Genomic DNA, 24,723 nt, shown 5'->3' with positions numbered 1-24,723 from the left:
TCAAGTTATAAAAACAGGATTCTAATGATTGCGAAAAAAAAATGGGAACATTTTTCTCATGAATCAGATATCGGGGTAAGAGGATATGGTTCTACTTTATCTGCGGCGTTTGCTATGGGAGCTTTAGCTTTGACCAATGTGATTACAAACGCCCAATCGGTCCAACCCAATAAGACATTGCATATAACGTGTGAGGCACCAAGCCAGGAAATTTTATTTGTCGACTGGTTAAATGCCATCATTTATAACATGGCTGTTCATAACATGCTTTTTAGCCAGTTCGATGTCTCCATCAAGGATTTACAGTTAACTGCTATAATTGCAGGAGAATCAGTGGATATCAAGCGACATCAACCCGCAGTAGAAGTCAAGGGTGCTACGTTCACCGAATTAAAAGTGTTTCACGACAATAAGTCTTGGGTCGCACAATGTGTTGTTGATGTATAAGACTTAAATTTATTTCAATAGGCTCTCAATAGGCTCTTAGGAATTAAGGTAGGGAACCAATGGATCTAAATCTGTTAGAAAAAATAAGTGATGTTGAATGGCGAATTCCCAAACATGGGAAGATGCGCGTTCCTGGGATTATTTTTGCTTCAGAAGAGTTGATCCTTAATATGGATATGAAAGTCCATGAACAAGTCAGTAACGTAGCAACTTTGCCAGGCATTGTTCGTGGTTCCTATGCGATGCCTGATGCACATTGGGGGTATGGATTCCCAATTGGAGGTGTTGCTGCATTTGATCCGGATAATGACGGTGTGGTTTCTGCTGGGGGTGTGGGTTTTGATATTTCTTGTGGGGTACGACTTTTATCTACAGGTCTTAAACGGGAAGAATTTGATCCTTATAAGGAACAATTGGCAGATTCACTTTTTGCTCATATCCCGGCAGGCGTAGGAAGTAAAAGCCGGATTAATCTAACGATGAAGCAAATGGATGATATGCTGCGTGGTGGCGCTGTTTGGGCTGTCAAGCAAGGATATGGTGAACGTGAAGATTTGCAACGAATCGAAGATAATGGTCGAGTAGCAGGGGCGTTACCTGAACATGTTTCGGAACAAGCCAAAAAACGACAAAAAAATGAAATGGGTACTTTAGGTTCAGGCAACCATTATTTAGAAATTCAAGAAGTACGAACTGTATATTGTGAAAAAACCGCTGCTGCATTTGGTTTAGCTCAAGGAGACGTAGTAGTGAGTATTCATTGCGGTTCTCGCGGATTAGGTCATCAAATTGGAACCGATTTTCTGCGTTCCATGTTAATTCATGCACAGCAATATGGTATTCAACTTATTGATCGAGAATTAGCCTGCGCGCCTATTCGTTCCCCGATGGGTGAACGTTATTTAGGCGCAATGCGTTCAGCAATTAATTGTGCCCTAGCAAATCGAGAAATTATTACTCATTTTATGCGTGAGGTTTTTCAGAATGAGATACCAGGAACGCAAATCAAACTCATCTATGATGTATCACATAACACCTGTAAGGAGGAAACGCATGAGGTAGATGGTAAGACCATGCGTTTATTTGTCCATCGCAAAGGAGCCACTCGAGCTTTTGGTCCTGGAAATCCTCAATTAACCCAAGCTTTAAGCCATGTAGGCCAACCGGTAATTATTGGGGGCAGCATGGGTACCTCATCGTATGTTCTTGTGGGAACAGCAAGTGCCGAACTTAAATCTTTTGGCTCTGCTTGTCATGGTGCAGGACGTGCCATGAGTCGACATCAAGCCACCAAGCAATGGAGGGGTAGTGAAATCATTGATCGATTAGCACAACAAGGCATTTTAATCCGCAGTAGTTCCTATCGGGGCGTAGCAGAGGAGGCTCCAGAGGCCTACAAGAATGTGGATTTCGTTGTTGATTCGGCCCAAGAATCCGGACTAACCAAAAAGGTCGCCAAGCTTATACCTATTGTTTGTATTAAAGGATAGTCTAACCCTTCATAAGCGTTCACACCCCATCCACTGAAATTATAAAATTTGCTACAAAGTTTTTTGCGCCAGCAAAAGACCAAAGAGACCCTGAATTGGCTTGCCTGATTCATCAAGCTTATGTAGTTTCCCGATGGTTTCTCTATATTCTAAAATGGACCAGCCGCAGTCTTGATAATCATGATAAACTTCTTCGGGTTCGGCCAAGTAAGTAAAGAATGAGGGTAATTCAAATTGCTCTGACCCAATCGGGAAAACCAGAAAATGAAATCCCTGCATTACGGTGGCATCTCGTAATTCATGCAAAAGAGATGGAATGCGTTCCGCATTTAAAAATTGTAGGGATACGGTTGCAATGACTAAATCATAAGCTTCTTTTTCAAGATTTAATGGATGGTGGAGATCATGCAATACAGGATTAAGTGTGGCTATTTTTTCATCATGAGCGATCTGACGAATGTTTTCTATAGCCGCTTCATTATGATCCATTCCAGTTACCGCATGCCCCTTAAGTCCTAAGAAAAGAGGGTTTCTTCCTGAACCACAACCTACATCAAGAATCTTTAATTTGTTTTGGTGCTGGAAGTAGGTGGTATAAACATAATATAAATCAGAATGCACATTACCTAATTTGTATTTTTTATCAAAATAGCGATGGGGTTTACAATAAAAGTCTAAAGAGGCATTAAAAACCGGACTGATGGGTATTATCTTGTGCCAAGAAGCAGGGGGGATTATGATTTGTGCGTTTTTTTCATTTAGGCATTGGCGAGACAATTCGTTTCCATGTCCGTCTAAGAAAACAAAATCAATTTCCCCAGCGTGAACTTGTAGTTTACCCCAGGTTCCTTCTTTGGTACTGTGCTTGTCTAGGAAGAATTTGAGCTTCCCATCATGGGTTATATGGAGTTGTTTATAACAAATAAGATCATCATAAAAAGCAGCCATGCATTCCTCTCTAAAATATGTTGAGTACAGATCCTCTAGTGGAAATTATAGCTTTATTTGCCTAGTGTATTAAAAGAATTAATGAAGATTTTCAACGAAAGAGCAGGTTTGGTCATGAGCATGAGCACCTCTTTGATTTTACATCCTGTTGCGCCATTTAGATTGGATTATACAGTTTTTGCTTTACGCAGAAGAAGTAAAAACAATGTGGATCTCTGGGATGGGCAACATTACACAAGACTATTAGTTATGGACAACATGCCTGTCAAAGTGGTTGTCACACAAGAACTAAATGAGGCGCAACTATTACTCACTATTGAGAGCGAATACCCCGAGTTATTTGTAAACCGCATTGGTAATGAACTGGAGAAGCTTCTGGGGTTAAAATGCAATTTAAATCATTTTTATCAAATCACGCAACAAGATGCTCAATTACAACCTGTTGTTTGCCAATTTAAAGGTCTTAAACCCCCCCGATTTCCCTCCATTTTTGAAGCACTGGTTAATGCGATTTCCTGTCAACAAATATCTCTAGACGCTGGATTGCATATTCAAAATCGATTGACCGAGTTCTTAAGTATAAGACTACAGGAAAAAGAGCGAGTACTTTATGCATTTCCAAGACCGGATGCAGTGGCAAATTGCACCGTTTCTGAACTTAGAAAAATAGGCTATAGCACTCATAAAAGTGAAACTCTAATTCAAATCGCAGCGGCCATTGTGGACGATCAATCAAGTTTTAGTTCTTTGGAAAATAAATCAAATGATGAGGTCCTTAGCTTTTTATGTCGTTTTAAAGGAATAGGACGTTGGACGGCTGAATATGTTTTATTACGCGGTTTGGGACGAACCGATATTTTTCCTGGTGATGATGTGGGTGCACAAAATAATTTATATCAAATGTTACATCTTGATAAGAAGCCAGATTATAAAAAAATAGCGGAAATCACTGCGAAATGGTATCCCTATGCAGGGCTTGTTTATTTTCATTTATTATTAAAAAAACTGGATGAAAAAAGGGTACTAAAATAATCTTCGGTTTAAAAAATCAATCCTATGAAGACTTTGTTTTATGATAAATCTTGTATAAAATTATCAGGTTAGCGGGATAGGCTGTATACTGCTGCTTATTTCGGTTTCTGCGGTGTTCAACTTAGAGGAGCTTCGCTCTTTTAAAACAAAGATGCACTAGAGCAAAACTTTATGGTAGGAAATGAGCTCTATATTCACATAAGGAATGTGTCGAATGGATTATCTATCCTCAAATTCAATCGCTGAGCCCATAAACTCGGATAAAGTCTCAAACGTATTAAAATGGGTTCTTTTAATTACGGCCATTATTTGCTTTATCATATTAATTTGGGGAACCTATAAAACCTATCAACTTGCCCCTCCTTTACCGCAGCAATTTCAATCCCCTTCGGGACAGGTCGTCATGACTGCAGAGGATATAGTCGCGGGTAAAGCAGGTTTTCAACGTGCAGACCTTATGGATTATGGAAGTCTTTATGGAATGGGTTCTTATTTTGGCGAGGATTATACGGCAAAATATTTAGTAAGCCTGGGACGAATTACAGAGGATAAAATAGCACAACAACGTTTTGGCAAACCTTTTATGAATCTGGCTGAAGGGGAACAATACGTCGTTCGCCAAGCAATGCAACGCGATTTACAACAGACAGATTTGAGCAAACCAATCAGTATGTTGTCGCAGCCAGTAGCTGATGCGATAGTGCAATTGCGGAATCAAATTTCACAAACTCTACTTAATCATGATCCAGAAACAGGTTGGACCAAAGCGTACAGCTTGAATGAGCAAACTGCCCTACAGACGGCTGATTTTCTAATTTATTCTTCCCTTACTACAATTGCCCATAGACCAGGACAAAACAGTTCTTATACCAATAATTGGCCCTATGAACCTTCAATGGGTAACACACCCACACCCAATACTTTTTTCTGGACGTGGGTATCATTTTGTTTCGTATTTTTGGGGTTTGGCGCAGTACTTTATATTTATCATCGCTTTTTGAGTGGGCCTGATGACGCATTGAAAACACCTATATTTTGGGGATTTGAGCCCTTAACCCCGAGTCAGCGTAAGGTGGGGCAGTATTTCGTAATTGTGGCACTGGTTTTGCTGATTCAAATCGCTGTAGGTGTAATTATGGCGCACTATTATGCAGAACGTACGGGTTTTTATGGAATAAATATCAATGATTTTTTACCTTTTAATTTCTTGCGTGATGTACACATCCAGACACCGATTGTTTGGATCGCTCTTTCATGGGTGAGCGCGGCAGTTTTTATGGCACCGCTTATCAGTAAGAAAGAGGCGAAAAGACAAGGTCTGCTAGTCGACCTTCTCTTTTGGGTCACTCTTTTTATTGTGGGCGGTGCAATCATCGGTAATTACTTGGGAATTATGGGATATGTGAATGAATCTTGGTTTTGGATAGGTAATCAGGGATTATCCTATCTGCAGCTCGGTCGATTATGGCAAATTGGATTCTGTTTAGGGCTTTTCTTGTGGAGTTTTATCGTGTTCCGAGGTATGTGGCCTACGTGGAATGGCTTAAAAACTGCTACGGTTGAGTTTTGGACCGGTCGTATTCGTTTAGAGCATCTTTTTTGGGCAAGCACGATAAATGTGGCTGTATTGTATTGTTTTGGCATGATTCCTTTAACCGGAATTGAAAAATCGTTCACAATCACGGATTTCTGGCGCTGGTGGGTGGTTCACCTCTGGGTGGAGCAGTCTTTTGAATTTTTTGCAGCATGTGCTACGGCTTATCTTTTAATGGGAACAGGGCTGGTATCGCGTGCTTTAGCGGAACGAACAATGTATTTTGAAACCATTTTAATATTCTTAGGCGGTATTATTGGCACAGGTCATCACTGGTATTGGACTGGCACTCCGGATCTGTGGGTGCCATTAGGAACAATGTTTTCCTTTATTGAAGTATTACCTTTGGTTCTTCTTATCATTGATTCCATTGAACATCGTCAATTAATTAAACGAGAACGTGCGTTTACCTATAATCTGGCTTATGTCTATATCTTGGGGGCCTCTTTTTGGAATTTTGTGGGTGCAGGAGTATTTGGTGGCGGTACGCTGAATGCCCCACTTGTAAATTATTATGAGCATGGAACTTTTCTTACTTTAAACCATGCCCATACCGCATTATTCGGGGCATTTGGTTTGCTGGGTCTTGGTTTAATTTATTTTTGCTTACGTTATGCCGCTGGAGATCGCTACCCATGGAGTGATCGTTTAGGAATCTGGGCTTTTTGGTTATATAACCTGGGGCTTGTTTTATGGATTGTTTTGAATTTCTTTCCTATTGGGTGGGCGCAGTTGATGGATGTGTATGAGCATGGTTTTGCTCATTCACGAAGCCTTGAATTTTATAATACAACCTTATTATGGCAATGGTTACGCTTTCCTGGAGATGTTGTATTTGCTTTAGGCGCATTATTGATGGCCTATGATTTTATCAAAAAGCTGCGTCCATTTTTTCCACGTTGGGTTGGAGCGAAGACTTTAGAACAACAACCTGTTGAGGATATTTGAGAGCAATGTAAATTTAAGGGAGGGATTTATGCCTGAGCTTTTTACGATTGGTCATTCAACACATACTTTGCAGGAGTTTCTTGAAATAATTCAAGCACATCAAATAACTCATGTTGTTGATGTGCGAACAATACCTCGATCGCGCACTGTTCCATGGTTTAATAAAGGAGAATTTGAAAAATCGCTCGCCAAAGAAAAAATTGCGTACACACACATTGCTAAATTAGGTGGTTTGCGTAAGGTTGAAAAAAACTCTATTAATACTGGATGGCGAAATGCGAGTTTTCGTGGATTTGCTGATTATATGCAAACGAAGGATTTTCTTGAAGGAATTGATGCCTTAAATCATTTAATAAAAGACTATAAAGTTGCGATTATGTGTGCCGAAGCAGTCCCTTGGCGGTGTCATCGTTCGCTCATTGGGGATGCTGAAATAATTCGAGATTATACCGTTTGGGATATAATGAACAAAACAACCGCAAAACCCCATCAGTTGACTTCTTTTGCTGTGGTAGATAAAAAGAAGGATCCCGTGCAAATTTATTATCCTCAACAGTAAGTTAATCAAGACGAAGGTTACCACCCTCCCTGATGCGGTCTATGTTTCTTCATTTGGCTTTCATTTTCACCCCGATGATAATGTAACTTCCATACCGATTGATTGGCCTTTTTATCCCAAAACGGATGATAGTCAATGGCAAAACAGCGCTTTAATTTCCCATGTTCCAGTTCCTTATAAATATTAAATCCACCTCCGCCACTTTTCTCATAAAACAAAAAAGCAGCACGGTAATTGCCTTTGCGAAGTAAGGCATACAGTGCTATAGAGGTAGTTAGGATGCCAATGGTGCGGTTCATTATTTTTTGATTTTCAGGGGATATTTTTTCTTCAGTAGGAATTTTTTCGTTTTTATTCATCATTTTCTAGAGTGTCCTTAAATGCGCGTTATAGTGCCGGATTTTATACTATTTTCAAGTCGCTTACGCCAAATTTTAAAGTGCTTATAATCAATAAGTTAGTTTAATATTTCACAAGGCTCATGTTTTGGTATACTTTTGAGTTAACTCTCTTATTCAATTGTGCCGAAATGTACATTCACTCCAATCAATTAGTTTTTTCACCCTCCGATCTCACTCAATTTATGGAGAGTCCTTTTGTATCTTGGATAGAACATCTTGCCGTGGTACATCCTAATTTATTACCGCCGCCTGATGAGAGCGATAAATTAATTGATGTATTGCAACATTTAGGTCATCAGCATGAATTAGAGCTCTTGGCTTTTTTTGAAAAGCAAGGATTATCCGTTGCGAATCTGTTTCAACACCCGAATTCATATGAGGCAACATTAACAGCGATGAAGGATGGAATCGAGGTGATCTATCAGGCTCATTTGCAATTGCTTCCCTTTCAGGGTTATGCAGATTTTCTAATAAAAACTGCAGGAAAAAGTCGATTTGGTGAGTACAATTATGAGGTGTTGGATACCAAACTTGCCCGTTCGGTAAAACCTAGTTTTCTGTTGCAATTATGTTGCTATGCAGAAATGCTTGAAGCCATGCAAGGCTGTAGAACAGAATATCTCACTGTCGTTTTAGGGAATAAGGAACAGAAACGTTTCCGTACGGCAGATTTTTTTTATTATTACCAGAATTTGAAACATCAGTTTTTATTGGCGCAGCAAAATTTTAATCCTACTGCATGTCCTGATCCTGCTGCATCTAAAAGTTGGGGAAGATGGAGCACGTATGCTGAAGAATTATTAATCAATGCTGATCATTTAATTCAAGTTGCCACCATTACGGCAGCACAAATCAAAAAGTTGTATTCGGCGGGTATTAAGACGATGACTGCATTAGCTCATGCAGAGTGCTCCTGGGTCAAAGGAATTAAACCGGATCGTTTTGCACGTTTGCAAGCACAAGCTAAAATCCAAAAGAAAAGTATGGGTAAGGATATTCCTCTATATAAAATACTCCCTCATGTCCCCGGCCACAAACAAGGTTTGGCACTTTTACCTTTTGGATCATCACATGATGTATTTTTTGATATCGAAGGATTTCCTCTCGAAGATGGAGGATTGGAATACCTTTGGGGGGTTGCCTATTTTGATGATCAAGGTCAACGCCAGTACAAGGATTTCTGGGCTCATAATTCGGAACAAGAAAAAGAAAGTTTTCAAGCGTTTATAAAGTGGGTTTTTCAGCGCTGGAAAGAAGATCCGCAAATGCATATTTATCATTATGCCAACTATGAAGTTTCCGCATGTCGTCGTCTCATGGGACGATACGGCGTGTGCGAAGAGGAAGTGGATCAACTTTTACGCAATGAAGTATTTGTTGATTTATATAAAATCGTTAAAGCCTCTCTAATTATCGGTGAGCCGCGTTATTCAATTAAAAATGTAGAGCATTTATACCGAAGCAAACGTGATACGGAAGTGGGATCTGGAGGGGATTCAGTCGTTGTTTACGAACATTGGCGAGAAAATCCCGATGGAGAAAATTGGCAAACTTCAAAAATATTAAATGATATTCGTGATTATAATATTGATGATTGTTATTCCACTTTAGAGTTGGTTGATTGGTTGAGAGCCCGACAACAAGAACAAGGCATAAGTTATTTAGGAAAAACCGAACCTGTTGAACTTGAGGTCAAAAAAGAGTTGGGTGAGCGTATTCAATTACGCGATCGATTACTCGCAAACGCTGAACGCTTAAAGGCAGACGGCAACTTATCCTTAGCCAAAATCCATTTAATTTTAGCCTGGTCAATTGAATTCCATAGACGTGAAGCTAAACCCGTCTTTTGGCGAATGTTTGAACGCCTGGGATTAACTGGAGAAGAACTACTCGATGATATTGATTGTTTGGCCTATTGTCGACGAACCCCTAAACCTCCTTATAAGCCTACACCTAAGTCACGAACTTTAGCTTATGAGTATTTTTTTGATCCAGAACAGGAGTTTAAAGGGGGAGCCCAGCAATATTTTATTTTAGGTAAGGAAACAGAGGAGGGGAAAACCGTCACTGTCAATTATTATGAAAAAGACAGTGATTTGGAGCATGGGATTATTGTCTTGCAAATGAAAAATGAAGTGGATGACCCAATTACTTTGATCCCTAATGAATACGTAGATCCCCATTCGATTCCCGATGCAATTGCCAAACAGGCGGCTTTATTTGAGCAAGGCTTACTTGAACATACTGCGATATTGGATTTTCTGAACAGGTCTTATCCGCGAATTAAAAATCATCCTCAAGGACTTGCTATAGCACCAAGTCATCATCCTGAGGAGCGACTGGAGGAGCTAATTCGGGCCGTTTTAAATTTAAACAATAGTTATTTAACACTTCAAGGTCCTCCAGGAGCTGGAAAAACCTATACCGGAAAACATCTAATCGCCGAGCTTATTCAAAGAGGAAAAAAAGTAGGCATCTCCTCCAATAGCCATAAAGCAATCAATAATTTGTTAGTGAGTACTGCTGATTATTGCCGCAAAAACGGGATAGAAGGGCATTTTGCTTGTACCCGTAATACCGATGGGAACATCAAGGCTTCGGATATTGCAGTCCTGGAGAATAAAGAGGTGGTTCATTTCATTAAACCTGGGTGTGTTGTAGGTACTACAGCGTGGGGGTTTAGCAGAGAAGAGTTAGCTGGTGCTTTTGATTATCTTTTTATTGATGAGGCAGGACAAGTGAGTGTGGCTAATTTGATTGCGATGAGTCGTGCAACCCACAATATTGTATTAATGGGCGACCAAATGCAGTTAGGCCAACCCTCCCAGGGATGTCATCCTGAAGAAAGTGGTTTATCCATATTAGAGTACTTGTTACACACGACCCCAACAATTCCAGATTCTATGGGAGTTTTTCTGGGCACAACTTATAGAATGCATCCTGCAGTAAATCAATTTATCAGCCATGCGATTTATGAAAGCAAACTGGAAACTGCTCCTGGAAATGAGCACCAATTAATAGTAATTCCTCCGGGATATCAGGGCTTGTTAACTAAAGAGGCCGGTATTATTCCGGTACCCGTCATTCATGAAGGAAATACCCAAGCGAGTGATGAAGAAGTCCAACAAATTGTTTTATTAACCAAGGAACTATTAGGCAGAACCTTTCAGGATAAAAATGGCTCACAAAAAGAAATTAGTTGGGAGGATATCCTTTTTGTTGCTCCCTATAATCACCAGGTCAATAAATTGAAGAATGCACTTGGTGAACAGGCTAAAGTAGGAAGCGTTGATAAATTTCAAGGCCAAGAAGCGCCAATCGTTTTTTTAAGTATGTGTGCAAGTAATGCAAATGAATCGCCTCGAGGACTTGGTTTTCTTTTTGATAAAAACAGAATCAACGTTGCCATCTCGCGAGCTCAGTGTTTAGCAATTGTTGTCTATTCGCCTTTCTTGCTTGAAGCGACGCCAACGAATATTGAGCAAATTGCGATGATGAATGTATTTTGTCAATTGGTAAAAAATTAGGAAGCGTTTAGCCTCTATTCCTCAAGATCCAAGCATACTCCTGCACGGATCGAAAAATAGATGGATTTGGAATGAGTGAGCAGTAATGCATCGAGGTCCAATCCTGTTCCCTAATAAACGCGCCGTGGCTTTAATTTATGAGCAATGAGTGCAAGGATACTTACAATAGGTAATATGATTGGGAATATTATGAACTCTATCATTTTCATTAGATATTTTTTTACTCCACTTGCTAAGGCATAGCGCTCGCTAAATTTTTTAACGATAGGCCAATTACTGATTAAAAAGCCCGTTGGCTCTTTAAAACCGAGAAAAAAATATCCTGTAAAATACCCATAAATCTGCAGGATTTTTTTGGGATAAAAAATATAACACGCAGAAGAAGAGGGCTCGAGATATTCAGTATAATGCCAACAATTTCTTGGCATAAATAACATATCGCCTTTTTCAAGAGTAACCCTGTATCCTTCAGCATGTTGTGATCTGGGATATTGCTGATTAATTTCCTCTAAAGGTCGACTAAAATCGATCAAGCTATCGCTCACAAAAGGAAGTTTATAAATCGCTTCACTCTGATCTTGAGTAAAGAGTAAAAATCTCTTTCTCCCACTGAAACATACATGAAGATTGCTGCAATGCTCTCGGTCATAATGCATATAGGTATGAGTATTTTGGCCACCAAAAAAATAGATTACTTTTAAGGTCTTATTAAAGTATCTTGGTCTTAAGGGGATATGTTGCCAAAGGGGTATATGCTTTTCAATCTCGGCCGATTGTTTTTCAGTAAGAATTTGCCCAAAGATTCGATAGGGCATATTTTGTTTGATTTTAGCTATTATTGTTCCAAAATCAGCAGGTTGATGCGCCACACGACGGTTATTTTCAAAAGTAGCATAGGTTGTATCGGCATGAATGTGTTTTTCAAAATAATCTAAATTAAAGTTACCCTTAAAGTTTTTTATTTTTATGAGCAGAGGTTCCCTGGATTTATATAGAATATTCTTGATTTTCTCTTCTTCGCCATAAACATATTCGATGGTCTTAACATTCATGATTTTCATTGATTAACCTTTTGAATCAAGTAATAAAAATAATATTTTTTTCCATAAATAAGCGTTTTTTTTCGTTCTTTTTTTGCAATGTGACGGAGACTTGTTTTTTTAAACAAAAAGAACCACCAAGGAAGAAATGCTAATCCCATGGAACTAACGAAATCTTGAAGTTCTTCATCCTCACTGATCATCGAATTAATATAGGCTAATATTTTTTGTTCATTTACAATCAAGCGATGATAAATAGCCGATTGAACCATCCGCGTTATGTCTACCTTTTGAATTACTCTTAAGGTGGTACTTGTCTCAAGATATTCGTCTAATTTCATTGCTTGTAATTTACCTTTAATATTAAGGTCAGAATAACAAAAAAAACCATTAGGCGACAAAATACGCTCTACTTCTGAAAAAAATAGCTCAATTTGTGGGTAAAGATGTGAGCTTTCAAGATTGGTTATAATATCAAAACTGTTATTTTCAAAAGGCAAATGTTCCGCATCGGATTGAATATAATTAATTGTGTTTTCTTTGTAGAAATTTTGATATGCGTGGTTAACTAATTCTTTCGTTAAATCAACACCTAAAGCATATTTTGTTTTTAGTAATAGAGAACTAACTTTTAAACCAATTCCATTGCCACACCCAATTTCAAGCAGTTTTTTATCAAAAAATTGCATCCTGATTAACGGTCTTATCAGATGATAGAGAAGTAAAGGAGAATAAATATCCTGGATAGTACATATTTTTGAAAAATCAAAGTTTAAGGAAGCGTATTCATTATATATTTTTTTATTCCATAACCCCCAATTCAAAAAGGACTTATCAAAAATAATATGTGCAAAACTTTTATAGCTTTCTTGAATCTGATTTTTAATTAATTTTACTTCTGAGGGATGAGGATTCCCTAGTTTTAATAATGAACGAATTTGCTTTAAAGCCTGGCCATACGTTTTAATGTTATTTTCCGTGATTAAATGTTTCATTAAATAAATAACCTACCATGGAGTGTTGTATTTATCAAATACAACTCCCCGTCAATACTGCGACAAAGAAGATTTTAGCTCTGTTTTTTTGTTCTATTGAATCTTTTGTGCTATTAAATAAGTATGAGTGTCATGATGCTCATTTTCAAGCCACTTTGTGAATAAATTTTGAGCCATGACGTTATGGTTTGCAGATGAAATAAAGGTAGTGGGGATATGTTGTATAAACATATAAAGGAAACTGATATTCAGTAATAAACAAAATCAAGGTGTGTTTATCCTACCACGCAAAAATTCAGTGTCTTGTTATAAGTCCTTATTATTGCTATTTTTTATTTTTATTTTATGTGCTGCCTCTGGTGGTCACCGCCATTAAACTTAATGGCATTGTCTCTGGTGGTATGGGAGTATTTTAAAGTGGTGAAAAAAAACCAGGAACTTGATCTAAAAGACATTCTTAATGAACCTCTTGCCATCATAGGAATGAATTGCCAATTTCCTGGTATTGATTCAGATATAGAAGATGTTGAGACGTTTTATGAGATGTTGCTCAAGGGGCTTTCGCCTATTAAAGAAATGCCAAAAAACCGTTGGGATGTTGATGAATATTATGATCCAGATCGGGAGAAAGCCGATAAAATAATTGGTCGTAAAGGAGGCTTTCTTAATAATCCTCAATTATTTGATGCATCTTTTTTTAAAATATCTGCAGTAGAAGCCAAACAAATGGATCCGCAACATCGTCTTTTTTTAGAGGTGGCAATTCGTGCTTTAAATCATGCCAATATCCCACTAGACTCATTGAATAATTCAAATGCCGGGGTATTTTACGGCGCTTCAACCCAGGATTACAGCCAGCTCAATTATAAAGACAATATCGAATTTAATGCCTATACCCAAATTGGTGCGGCCAGCAGCGCTGCTCCAGGACGATTGTCACATTTTCTCAATTTAAAAGGTCCCAGTATGGCTGTAGATACAGCCTGTTCCTCTTCATTGGCAGCGCTATATGTTGCAGCATCCTCATTGAGAATGAAGCAATGTTCTATGGCTATTGTGGGTGGAGTTCATCTTAGTCTTTGCCCTGAAAGTTTTATCAGTGTAACTAAAGCAAATATGTTATCTGCACAGGATCAATGCAGCAGCTTTGATATCCATGCTGATGGTTATGTGCGAAGCGAAGGGTGTGGGGTAATAATTTTAAAACGCTTAACTGATGCGATTAAAGATCAAGACACCATTCATGCAGTACTCAAAAGTATTGCCATGAATCAGGATGGTGATGATGGGACGATTTTGGTTGCTCCAAATATTAAGTCACAAATTGCCATGCATCATGAAGTGTTGGCGCTGGCTCATTTAACTCCAAGTGACATTGATTATATTGAAGCTCATGGAACAGGTACGGTTGTTGGTGATTCAGTTGAGTTTAATGCAATCCAACAGATCCACAAAGGGTATCATACTCAAGATAAACCTCTAATTATTGGCGCAGTGAAAAGTAATATAGGCCACAGTATTGCCTCATCTGGGGTCGCCTCACTGATTAAAGCAATTGGTGCATTGAAGCATGAAACAATTCCTGCCAATTTACATTATACTCAACCAAATAAAACTATAGATCCAGAAAGCATACCCGCAATTTTACCCGTACAAGCACTTCCTTTTAAGAAACAAAAAAATAAAAAAAGACATGTGCAAATATCTAATTTTGGCTTCAGTGGCACTAATGTAAGTGCCATCATTGAAGAAGCAGACAATGATATCTTAACACCAGAATCATTAGATGATGGACAAGCAACATGTTTTGTTGTTTCAGCAAATAGTGAGTATTCATTAAGGAAGATGTTAGTACGTTTTGCACAATATCTTCGAGGAACGTCGACAAGTTTACATGATATTTGTTGTACCCTTATAAACTGTCGTGATCATTATAAATATCGTTGCGCCATTGTGACTCAGGATAAAGAAACATTGATTCACACGATCGAATCTGAATCTTATGAGATTCAAAAGGTCACTATAAAAAAAGAAATCCAAAAATTATCTCCTGACGCCAAGCTGATACACGAGGCCTATTTTGCGGGATTTAATATAAAAATTGATCCTGAAGATGTGCAATTTAATAAAGCAGATTTACCACTTTATTTTTTTGATAGAAAACCCTATTGGCATGAAACGAGGGAGAAAAATGGGCTAATTACTCTATCTTTGCAACCCAAAGAAGAACAAATAGAATCCATCAAAGAGAAACTGGCTGCTTACATACAATTCCTTTTAAAAATAGAACCCATTGGAGAACATCAGGATTTCGGCTCTTTAGGATTCAACCAGGAGTCATTAACCGCACTGGAGCAGGGTGTTTATGAACTCTTCTCTTATAAGATGTCCATTCCTGCTTTTCTTAGTTTGGACAAGTTGGCCAGACATATACATCAAGTCCAGATGCCAGAACCTGTGTACCGACAACCCACGGTCAATATACTGAGCAATGAACCTATTGCGATCATTGGCATGAGTTGTCGTTTCCCTAAAGCAGAAACCATAGAGGCGTTTTTGTCCTTATTAGAGCGAGGCGAAACCGGTATGGCGGATATTCCTTTGGAGCGATGGGATAATGAGAAATTTTATGATCCGGACGTTAATGCTTTAGGCCGTCTGTATATCAAACAACTTGGCTTAATTGAAAATATAAAAAATTTTGATGCAGATTTTTTTAATATCAGCCCTCGTGAAGCCAAACTCATGTCCCCACAATTACGCGTATTTCTGGAGACGAGCTATCATGCATTGGAAGATGCAAACTTATCTCTTTCTACAATTAAAGACAGTAAAACTGGAGTTTTTGTTGGTTGTGGTACGAATGAATATCCACGTTTATTAGCAGGCCTTGGTGTTGGTTTAGAAGATCTAAACATTTATTTTGCCACAGGAAATGTTTTAAATGCGATACCGGGTCGAGTCGCTTATGCGTTTGATTTCCACGGACCAATACAGGCCATTGATACAGCTTGCTCCTCTTCGATGACCGCCATTCATGATGCATGCTTAAGTTTGCAAAATGGCGATTGTGATATGGCTCTTGCAGGGGGAGTAAATATCCTACTTGCTCCCGATTCAAATATCACGCTCTCAAAAGCCAGGATGTTATCCCCCGAGAGCCGCTGCAAGACATTTAGTGAGGATGCGGATGGTTATGCACGTAGTGAAGGGTGTGGTGTCATCGTTTTAAAACGATTAAGCACGGCGTTAAAAGACAAGGATAACATTCTTGCGGTAATTAAAGGAACTTCCATTAATAGCGATGGTAAGAGTGGCGGATTTACTGTTCCTAATGGTATTGCTCAAGAAGAGGTGATTCGCAGTGCTCTCGCTAAATCACATTTATCACCCAAAGATATTGATTACGTAGAAGCCCATGGTACCGGTACACCATTGGCTGATCCCATTGAAGTGAATGCACTAAGCAAAATTTTTAGTGAATACCATAGTGAGGAAAAACCGCTTTACATCAGCTCGGTAAAAACCAATATAGGCCATTCTGAAAGTGCATCTGGAGTGGCCGGTGTAATTAAGGCTGTTTTAAGTTTACATGCTCGTAAAATATTTAAACACCTTAATTTCAAGAGATTAAATCCTGAAATTGAGTTAAAAAATACAGTTATTCCATTAAAGACTCTGGATTGGGTCAAGGAAGAAGGATTACGATGTGCTGGGGTGAGTTCCTTTGGATTTAGCGGAGCGAATGCACACATCGTACTCCAAGAAGCCCCTGTACGAACCATAGAGAAACGTACACTCCCTCAAGAGTCCTTATTACTTATTTCCGCCAAAAGTAAAAAAGCGCTAGAGTTACTTTTAGCAAGTTATCAAAATTATCTAGAAAATACGCAAGAGGAATTTGCGGATATATGCTATACCGCTGCAACGTGTCGTAGCCATTTCTTATTTCGGGTTGCTATTAAAGCACGTACGGCGAAAGAAGCCGCTGCCGTGATTGAGAACAATGGGTACACCATCACTCAAATCAAAAAGGAAAAAAGGAATCCCGCCTCTTTGCTACAAAGCAAGTCATTGACGGAATTACAGGCAGATTTTCAAGCAGGGTTGATTATAAATTGGGTTGAGTTTTATCAGTCACTCAACACTCAGTTTCTAAAAGTTAAACTTCCTTTATACGAATTTGCTCGCGAAGAACATTGGTTTGAAACAAAAGACAAACTAAAAGATGCCCCTTTACCTCAAGATTGGTGTTTTCAATTGCAATGGCTGCCTCAACTCTGTACTCGCACTAATCGTAAAATGCAAGGAAATAATTGGCTTTTAATTGGCGCACAACAACTTGCTCCCCGCCTTATTGCCCAGGGATTAGATATTCACCTTGAAGAAGAGAGTCCACCCTTAAAGCAATTGGATGGGATTATTTTTGCGGTAGGTTTGGATGCTCCTAAAACTGAAGATATTGGGTCCAGTATCCATTTTCAAAAAAACACCCTTAAAAAGTTACTGGAACTTGTTAAAGAGCTGGATCATAAAGCTATAAAATTGCAACTTATTGTGCTTACATCCAATGCAATAGCAGAACTGGCAGCAGGGGCGCTGAATCTGAATGATAGCCCACTTATTGGGTTTTGCCGCACATTAGTATTAGAGCTGCCGCAATTGAATACTATTTTGATTGATACCGAAAAAACAGAAGACGAAAATTATGCGGGACAAATTGTCGATGAAATTAGGCATAATTTTGAGGAATGTTATGAACACATCGTTGCATATCGAGAAAGCAAACGTTTTATTGCGCGATTGCAAAAAACCAAACTCGTGGATAAGCGAAGATCGCTTTATGGAGAAGGCCGTTATTTAATTACGGGTGGTTGTGGTGGTTTAGGCCTAATCACGGCGCAAGCTTTGCTTTCAGCTGGTGCAAGGGAAGTAATTCTTGGTTCGCGAAATGTGGAGAAACCCGCAGTAAAAGAAGCAATTAAGAAAATTCAATACAGTTATACCGGGCGAATTATTCGTCCTGTAAATTTGGATGTTACTGACAAAGAAAAAGTACATGAGTTACTTCTTGAATTGAATGCAGACGGATTGTTAAAAGGCATTATTCACGCAGCAGGTGTAGCAATTAAAGCCCCATTATTGGAGCATAACAATGAGGATGTCGATTATTTATTTTCTGCCAAGGTGCAAGGCAGTTGGTATTTGCATGAATTAACTAAAAACCTCGACCTGGACTTTTTTGTTATCTATTCTTCGATTTCCTCCGTATTTGGCAGTAATAAAGAGTCAGTTTACAGTGGCACTAATAGTTTCGTAGACGCTTTGATTGCGGAGCGCCGACGTTTGGGATTGGTTGGAACTGCAATTGAATGGGGGCCTTGGGGCGAAGTGGGGATGGCTAAAAAGCGATCTCAAGACCAAGGATTAAAACAGTCTTTGATCAGTAATGAACAAGGTCATACGTTCATTAAAATTCTTATTAATGATCAGTTAAGTCATGCAGTTATTATTTCTCCTGATTATCTCAAATTTATGCTTGATTTTGTTCCGAAACCCGTACCGGGTTTCCATAAATATTTAGCGGATAATCTGCACGTTTCAGAACAATTTGCAAATAAGAATTTATCCTCATGGCTTAATGACTATTTGGAAATTAATCCAGAGAAACGCCTCCAATTTTGTAGGGATTTGGTGTGTTTTATTTGTAAAGAAATTCTTGAGCTTACCCAGGTGGATGAGCTGGATGAAGATGAGGGATTCTTTGAGCTTGGTTTTGATTCATTGATGATTACCGAGTTGGCAACCAAGCTCAAAGAAAAACTAGCACCAACCCTTAAAGTGACTGCGACAATAGGTTTTGATTATCCTTCAATTAATAAATTGACTCAGCATATAGAGTCTGAATTGGGGAAACATTTAGTTATCCAACAAGGTCCCAAACCTGTAGTAGAACAAACCAATGATGCAATTGCAATTATTGGTATGAGTTGCAATTTTCCCAATGCCAGCGATATTGAGGCCTTTGAGATACTACTCGAAGAGGGTAAAAGTGGAATGAAAGATATACCCATTGAGCGCTGGGATAATCGAAAATATTATGATCCCGATATGGATGCGCCAGGGAAATCTTATGTTAATAAACTAGGGTTAATCGAAAAGATTAAATGCTTTGATGCAAACTTCTTTGGGATTAGTCCTCGTGAGGCAAAATTAATGGAGCCTCAACAACGAATCTTTTTAGAATGTTCGTATAAGGCTATTGAAAATGCAAATTATTTACCTGACTCATTACGGGGCAGTTTAACGGGAGTTTTTGCAGGTGTAGGTCCCAATGAATACTACGCACAGCTAGAAAAATCGGGTTTCTCTAACGAAGAACTAAGTGTTTACTCGATAACGGGGAATGTGTCTAATCTGATTCCAGGACGGGTAGCGTATACTTTTGATTTGAAAGGCCCATCAATCAGTGTGGACACAGCCTGTTCCTCATCTTTAGTAGCGATTCATTATGCATGTCAAAGTTTAAAAAACAGAGAAATTGATTATGCGCTTGCGGGTGGGGTCAATGTGCTTTTAATGCCGGAAGCAAATATTACTTTATGCAAAGCTAAAGCGTTAGCTCCTGATGGTCACTGTAAAACTTTTGATGAGCATGCAGATGGATATGCAAGAGGGGAGGGCTGCGGCGTACTGCTATTAAAAAGACTATCCGATGCCTTACGCGACAAGGATACCATTTTAGCCGTTATTAAAGCTTCGGCAGTAAATAATGATGGACGTTCTGCAGGATTGACTGTTCCTAATGGCAAAAGCCAGGAAGAAGTAATGCTAAAAGCTTTAAGTCAAACGGATTTATCCAGTGGTGATATCAGTTATATAGAAGCACATGGAACCGGTACACCCTTAGGCGATCCTATTGAAGTACATGCAATTAATCAGGTTTATGGAAAAGGACACACTCAGAATAATCCTTTATATCTTGGTGCAGTAAAAACTAATATTGGACATCTTGAAAGTGCAGCTGGCGTGGCAAGTGTTATTAAAACAGTGATCAGTCTGCAAAGGAAGAAAATTTATAAATTGCTCCATTTTAAAAAATTAAATCCACACATTCACCTAGGGGATACTCGGCTTCCCTTACAAAACCTAGATTGGGAAACGGATTCAAAATTGAGAAGTGCAGGGGTCAGTGCATTTGGTTTTAGTGGAACGAACGCTCACCTTATTTTACAAGAATTTCCAAACCCTGCGGCCCAGGAACCCGTTAAATCCACTAATGCCCAATTATTAGTCCTGTCTGCGAGCTCACAAACCGCTTTAGAACATTTAGTGCAAAGTTATCAGCAGTATTTAGCAAAAACATCAGAAGCGTTTAGTGATATTTGTTTTACAGCAGCTACCTGCCGCGAACATTATAATTATCGGTTGGCTTTAATTGCCCATACGGCTCAAGAGGCAGGTAGAATCTTGGAGTCAGGTCAGTTTGCTCAATCTAACGGCAAAGGTATCACTCTTGATGTTCAAGATGCTCCTCTCCACTCTATTGTGACAAGTTACATGCAAGGGAAATCGATCGACTGGAATCAATACTATAAAAACAGTAGCCAGGTATTTAACAAAGTTAATTTACCTCATTATGTATTTGATGCGACTGAATTTTGGGTTGAGAAAAAAAGCTCCATAAAGTCACCTACTGATGTAGTGCATCCTCTTTTAGGACAAATGTTGTCGCTGCCTGGCAATGAGTTTTTATTTAGTAACAAGCTGGACTTAGAACATTTAACGTACATTAAGCAGAATTTTATTTTTGACAAAGTTATATTCCCAGCTAGCGCTTTTATTGAGTCGGGTTTGGCAGCCGCTAAATTTGTATTGAAATCCAATACGTTTTCAATTGAAAAATTTCATATTGAGCGTCCATTATATCCAAAGCAGGCCCAAGAGTTTCAGTTGCAAGTCAAACCACAGAGTGTCGAACAATACAAAATCAATATTTTTGCGAAACAAGATGATAATTGGCAATTGTTTTCTGAAATGGAAATCAATTCACGATCGCCGTTGCTTCCTGTGTCAGTCGATATAAATGAATTAAAATCATCTTTTGAGCGCAGCTTGGATGGATCGCAAATATATGAGCATTTTAAAAATCATGCTCTCTTTTATCCAGAGGAACTACAGGTTTTGCAAGAGAGTTATCTTGGAAATGACAGCATTCTTTCCAAAGTAGTACTTACTAAACTCAGCCAAGGGATCAACTATTATTATCCGCCTATTTTGCTTGATGGTGTAATGCAAAGTATTTTATTACTTAAAAAAAATCAGTTTAAGCATTCCACGTATGTACCATATACGTTTGCACGAATGACTACAATTCATGAAGCTCCTCGAAGTGTATGGAGCTGTTTAACCCAGAAAACTTCCGAGCATGATAATGAATTGTGTTTTGATGTCAAATTTTATGATAATGCAGGTTTACTCATTGGTGAAATTGAACAGTTTAAATTAAGAAGGGTAACGCAAAGCCATTTTATTCCTTATGAATCTTATCTTCAAAATTTGTATCAAACTCGATGGAGTCCATTTAAGTACAATGAACTGACACCAATGCAGCTTCCCCAGTTATTTGTGATATCCAAAGAACCGGATCGGGCAAACAAACTATTCGGTGATTTGGATTATCAATTCATATCTAGTCTGGATGAATTGGGACCTATTGAGAATAAAAATATAGTATTCTTATACAATCAAAGCCATTTCAATGACTTATTTCATTGCTGTCAAAAAATGTTTAAGTCACGACCTCAAAGCTTCACATTAGTCACAGAAAATGCATATGCGGTTCATGAAACAGATACGGTAAATCCCTACCATACTATGGCATGTGCTTTTTGGAAAACTTTTAGTAATGAACTTGAGCTTGGTAAAAATTATGCAATTGATTTGGATAGCAAAAGTACGTTGCCAGAGCTATTAAAATATCTATTGACCAACAACAGCGTTGAAAATCAGTTTGCGATCCGAGATACATTTTATATTCCTCGATTAAAGAAAGCACAGGTTTCTGCAAATCTCATACATCAAGAGCTATTTAAAAGTGATGCAACCTATCTGATCACAGGTGGTACTGGAGCCTTGGCAAAAACATTAATTGAGTACCTTATTCATAGGGGCGTGCAACACATTGTCATTACCAGTAGATCTGAAAGTTCAGAAGATACTAAAAGGATCATCGAGCAAGCGCGCAAAAAGCAAGTATTCATCAAACACTATCAGGCAGATGCCAGTAATTATCAGAAAATGGAACAGATCATTAACGATATCGAACAGAATTCCAAACCACTACAAGGCATATTTCATCTCGCAGGTATTGTGCAAGATGGTTTGTTAGTTAATTTAAATGATGATGAGATGCAAAATGTATTAAGTGCAAAAATGGATAGTGCTCTAATTTTGCATCAATTAACCAAAGACATTCCTCTAGATCTATTTGTTTTGTTCTCATCCTTCGCTTCTATCTTAGGTACCAGAGGACAAGCAAATTATGTGGCAGCTAATGGATTTCTCGATGGATTGGCATATTTACGACAGCAACAAGGATTACCAGGACTTTCCATTAATTGGGGACCTTTCCATTCAATGGGGATGACTGCAAATCTAAGCCAGGCTATTCAACAACGTGGGTTTAGTTTGTTAGATAAAGATAGTATTGATGTTCTTGATGTTTTATTAACCCTTCAATTGCCGCAAATTGGTGTATGTCCTATCAATTGGGACATTTATTTTAAATATTCTCCGAAAAATGCATGGTTGGTTGAGCTTATGAAGCACTCTCAGCCCGCCGATCAGCATTTATTAAACTCTCTTCGTCAGCATACCAAAGAAGAATCAATTGCCATCCTGAGTCAGATCTTACGAGAAATTACAGTGGATGTTTTAGGGTTAGACGATCTAGAACAAATTGAAGTGGATGATGGTTTGTTTTCATTAGGGTTAGACTCACTAATGGCCATAGAAATTCGCAATCGTATTCATGACAAATTACAAACTCCTACCCTTAACTTATCAATAGAATACTTTATTAATGAGCCCAGTATTAGCAAGATTGCTAAAAATATTGCGAATGAATTACAGAATTTGTTTCAATTTGAAAATAAAGCAATGCCTAATGCCGCTATAACTCTCGTGGGTGAAGAGGTTCCTTTATGTGATTTTCAATACATTTTTTGGGTGCTTAATAGGCAAGGCTATTCTTATAACGTTGGAACGCAATTACAGATTCAAGGCAAGTTGAATAAGGATTATATCGCTCATGCATTTGATGCCGTAGTAAAAAACAACAGTGCTTTTTGGCTGAGCTTTGATTCCGAAGTGCCCACCCAAGTGTTAAAGAAAAAAGGACAGTTTGAATTAATTTATAAAGACATCTCCCTAGACAATGAAGAGATCGTACTCAATCAAGAATTTCAAAATAATATGTTGCGCGAGATTCCGCTAACAGATCAACCACTAATAAGAGTTTTTCTTTATAAAATAAATAGCGATCTGCATGAATTGCACATGATAATCCCTCACATCATAGTGGATGGTCCTTCCTGTGATCTTGTCTTGAGTCAATTTAAAAAATACTATGAAATGCTGGCACAAGGGAAGCCGTTAAGTGTAGAGCCCGAAAAAGATTTGTTTCTTAATTTTGTCAAAAAAAATAATCATCTTTATGAGACGAATTTAAAACATAAAATTAATTTTTGGCAAAATTATAATAAAGGATTCAAAATGTTGTATCTTGGACATAAACACTTTATGGCTATAGATAGTCAGAAAAAGTATTTATTCCATTATCCTATTGAGTCCAATAAGGCCGAGCAATTTCTAGAATGGCATAAAACTAATAATATGAATGTGAGCACCGGACTAATCGCTGCATGTCATCTTGTCTTTTATAAGCTCAGCAGACAGAAGAAAATACCTTTTATTCAAATTCATAGTGGAAGGGAAGGCAGTCAATACAATGCAGTTGTGGGTTTGTTCTCAGAATATAAACGTTTAAATATTGCAGTAGATGATCAATACACCTTCATCGATTTTGTTAGGTCAATTGATGAACAACAATTAAAAACTGCTTCTTTTCAAAAATGCTCGCATGTAATTAAAAACAGTGAGTTTAAAGATTCGGGATTAACAATGAGCCATTATTTATTTTATAGATGGAATAAGCTCTGGTTAACGAAACAATTTAAGAGAAGTAAGCTTTATTCGGGGATTGTTGATTTTTACCTTAAATATTTGAGTTGGGCTGAAGCAATTCGTTTTAATGCCTTATTTAAACGCAAAATTAATAAATTATTTAATTTAAAAATCCCTTTGAAAAAACCAGAACGATTGAGAATTTTGGTGAATATTACCCCTTCTTTTTTCAGTAAAGCGGTTTCAGAATCGAGTAATACGAATCTTAAATTTCAATATGCAAATCATTTTGGTAGTGAAGATCGTCCTGTAAGCAATCGAACTTTATGGATTTTATTTTCTAGGAATCAGGAAGGTGAATATTTAATTTCGATTAATGGTCCCGTAACAACCCATTGCAAAGAGTTAATTGCTAATGAATTTAATAAGCTGATTGCGAAGGTAGTAGCAAAAGAGGCATATATCGTCGAAGATTTAATTCGATGATATAAAATTATCTTCGTTATGAGTAATTAATTTGCCATCATGTTTGTTAACTTTTGAAAGGCGCTTGGG

The 24,723-nt window shown here is 38.1% G+C and carries 11 protein-coding genes; 7 read left to right on the top strand and 4 right to left on the bottom strand.

Features of this window, described 5'->3' with window-relative positions:
- Nucleotides 1-24 precede the first annotated feature (24 nt).
- Nucleotides 25-447 (top strand): archease, encoded by a 423-nt coding sequence (locus tag ACWTE2_RS27635; protein WP_454785298.1) that lies wholly within the window; start codon nucleotides 25-27, stop codon nucleotides 445-447.
- A gap of 59 nt (nucleotides 448-506) precedes the next feature.
- On the top strand, nucleotides 507-1,937 hold the full coding sequence (locus tag ACWTE2_RS27630; RefSeq protein WP_454785297.1) for an RtcB family protein: 1,431 nt from the start codon (nucleotides 507-509) through the stop codon (nucleotides 1,935-1,937).
- A gap of 51 nt (nucleotides 1,938-1,988) precedes the next feature.
- Here the strand turns inward: ACWTE2_RS27630 and tehB are convergent, their stop codons facing one another.
- On the bottom strand, nucleotides 1,989-2,885 hold the full coding sequence (gene tehB / locus ACWTE2_RS27625) for an SAM-dependent methyltransferase TehB (protein ID WP_454785296.1): 897 nt from the start codon (nucleotides 2,883-2,885) through the stop codon (nucleotides 1,989-1,991).
- Between the two features lie 114 nt (nucleotides 2,886-2,999).
- On the opposite strand from tehB, the gene ACWTE2_RS27620 reads away from it, so the two are divergent.
- The 3 genes from ACWTE2_RS27620 to ACWTE2_RS27610 all read left to right on the top strand — a co-directional run bounded on the left by ACWTE2_RS27620 (nucleotide 3,000) and on the right by ACWTE2_RS27610 (nucleotide 7,018).
- Nucleotides 3,000-3,917, top strand: a complete 918-nt coding sequence (locus ACWTE2_RS27620; protein WP_454785295.1) for a DNA-3-methyladenine glycosylase family protein — start codon at nucleotides 3,000-3,002, stop codon at nucleotides 3,915-3,917.
- Between the two features lie 214 nt (nucleotides 3,918-4,131).
- A complete protein-coding gene (locus tag ACWTE2_RS27615) occupies nucleotides 4,132-6,459 on the top strand; it encodes a nitric-oxide reductase large subunit (protein ID WP_454785294.1) in 2,328 nt (775 codons plus the stop codon).
- A gap of 28 nt (nucleotides 6,460-6,487) precedes the next feature.
- On the top strand, nucleotides 6,488-7,018 hold the full coding sequence (locus tag ACWTE2_RS27610; RefSeq protein WP_454785293.1) for a DUF488 domain-containing protein: 531 nt from the start codon (nucleotides 6,488-6,490) through the stop codon (nucleotides 7,016-7,018).
- A 17-nt stretch (nucleotides 7,019-7,035) separates the two neighbouring features.
- On the opposite strand, the gene ACWTE2_RS27605 is transcribed toward ACWTE2_RS27610, so the two are convergent.
- Nucleotides 7,036-7,380: a hypothetical protein gene (locus ACWTE2_RS27605; protein ID WP_454785292.1), complete on the bottom strand. Its 345-nt coding sequence runs from the start codon at nucleotides 7,378-7,380 to the stop codon at nucleotides 7,036-7,038.
- Between the two features lie 167 nt (nucleotides 7,381-7,547).
- Between ACWTE2_RS27605 and ACWTE2_RS27600 the strand changes: the two genes are divergently transcribed.
- Complete coding sequence (locus ACWTE2_RS27600) at nucleotides 7,548-10,946, top strand: TM0106 family RecB-like putative nuclease (protein WP_454785291.1); 3,399 nt, start codon at nucleotides 7,548-7,550, stop codon at nucleotides 10,944-10,946.
- Nucleotides 10,947-11,056: 110 nt separating this feature from the next.
- Here the strand turns inward: ACWTE2_RS27600 and ACWTE2_RS27595 are convergent, their stop codons facing one another.
- Both ACWTE2_RS27595 and ACWTE2_RS27590 read right to left on the bottom strand, forming a co-directional pair.
- A complete protein-coding gene (locus tag ACWTE2_RS27595; protein ID WP_454785290.1) occupies nucleotides 11,057-12,007 on the bottom strand; it encodes a cupin-like domain-containing protein in 951 nt (316 codons plus the stop codon).
- Entirely contained in the window at nucleotides 12,004-12,981 is a 978-nt protein-coding gene (locus tag ACWTE2_RS27590; RefSeq protein ID WP_454785289.1) for a class I SAM-dependent methyltransferase, read from the bottom strand. Before ACWTE2_RS27590 ends, ACWTE2_RS27595 begins: the two co-directional genes overlap by 4 nt.
- Before the next feature lie 417 nt (nucleotides 12,982-13,398).
- Between ACWTE2_RS27590 and ACWTE2_RS27585 the strand changes: the two genes are divergently transcribed.
- On the top strand, nucleotides 13,399-24,654 hold the full coding sequence (locus ACWTE2_RS27585; protein ID WP_454785288.1) for an SDR family NAD(P)-dependent oxidoreductase: 11,256 nt from the start codon (nucleotides 13,399-13,401) through the stop codon (nucleotides 24,652-24,654).
- Nucleotides 24,655-24,723 lie beyond the last annotated feature (69 nt).

The sequence above is a fragment of the Legionella nigrisilvae genome (assembly GCF_977063395.2).
This window is presented reverse-complemented; position numbering and strand designations above follow the sequence as displayed.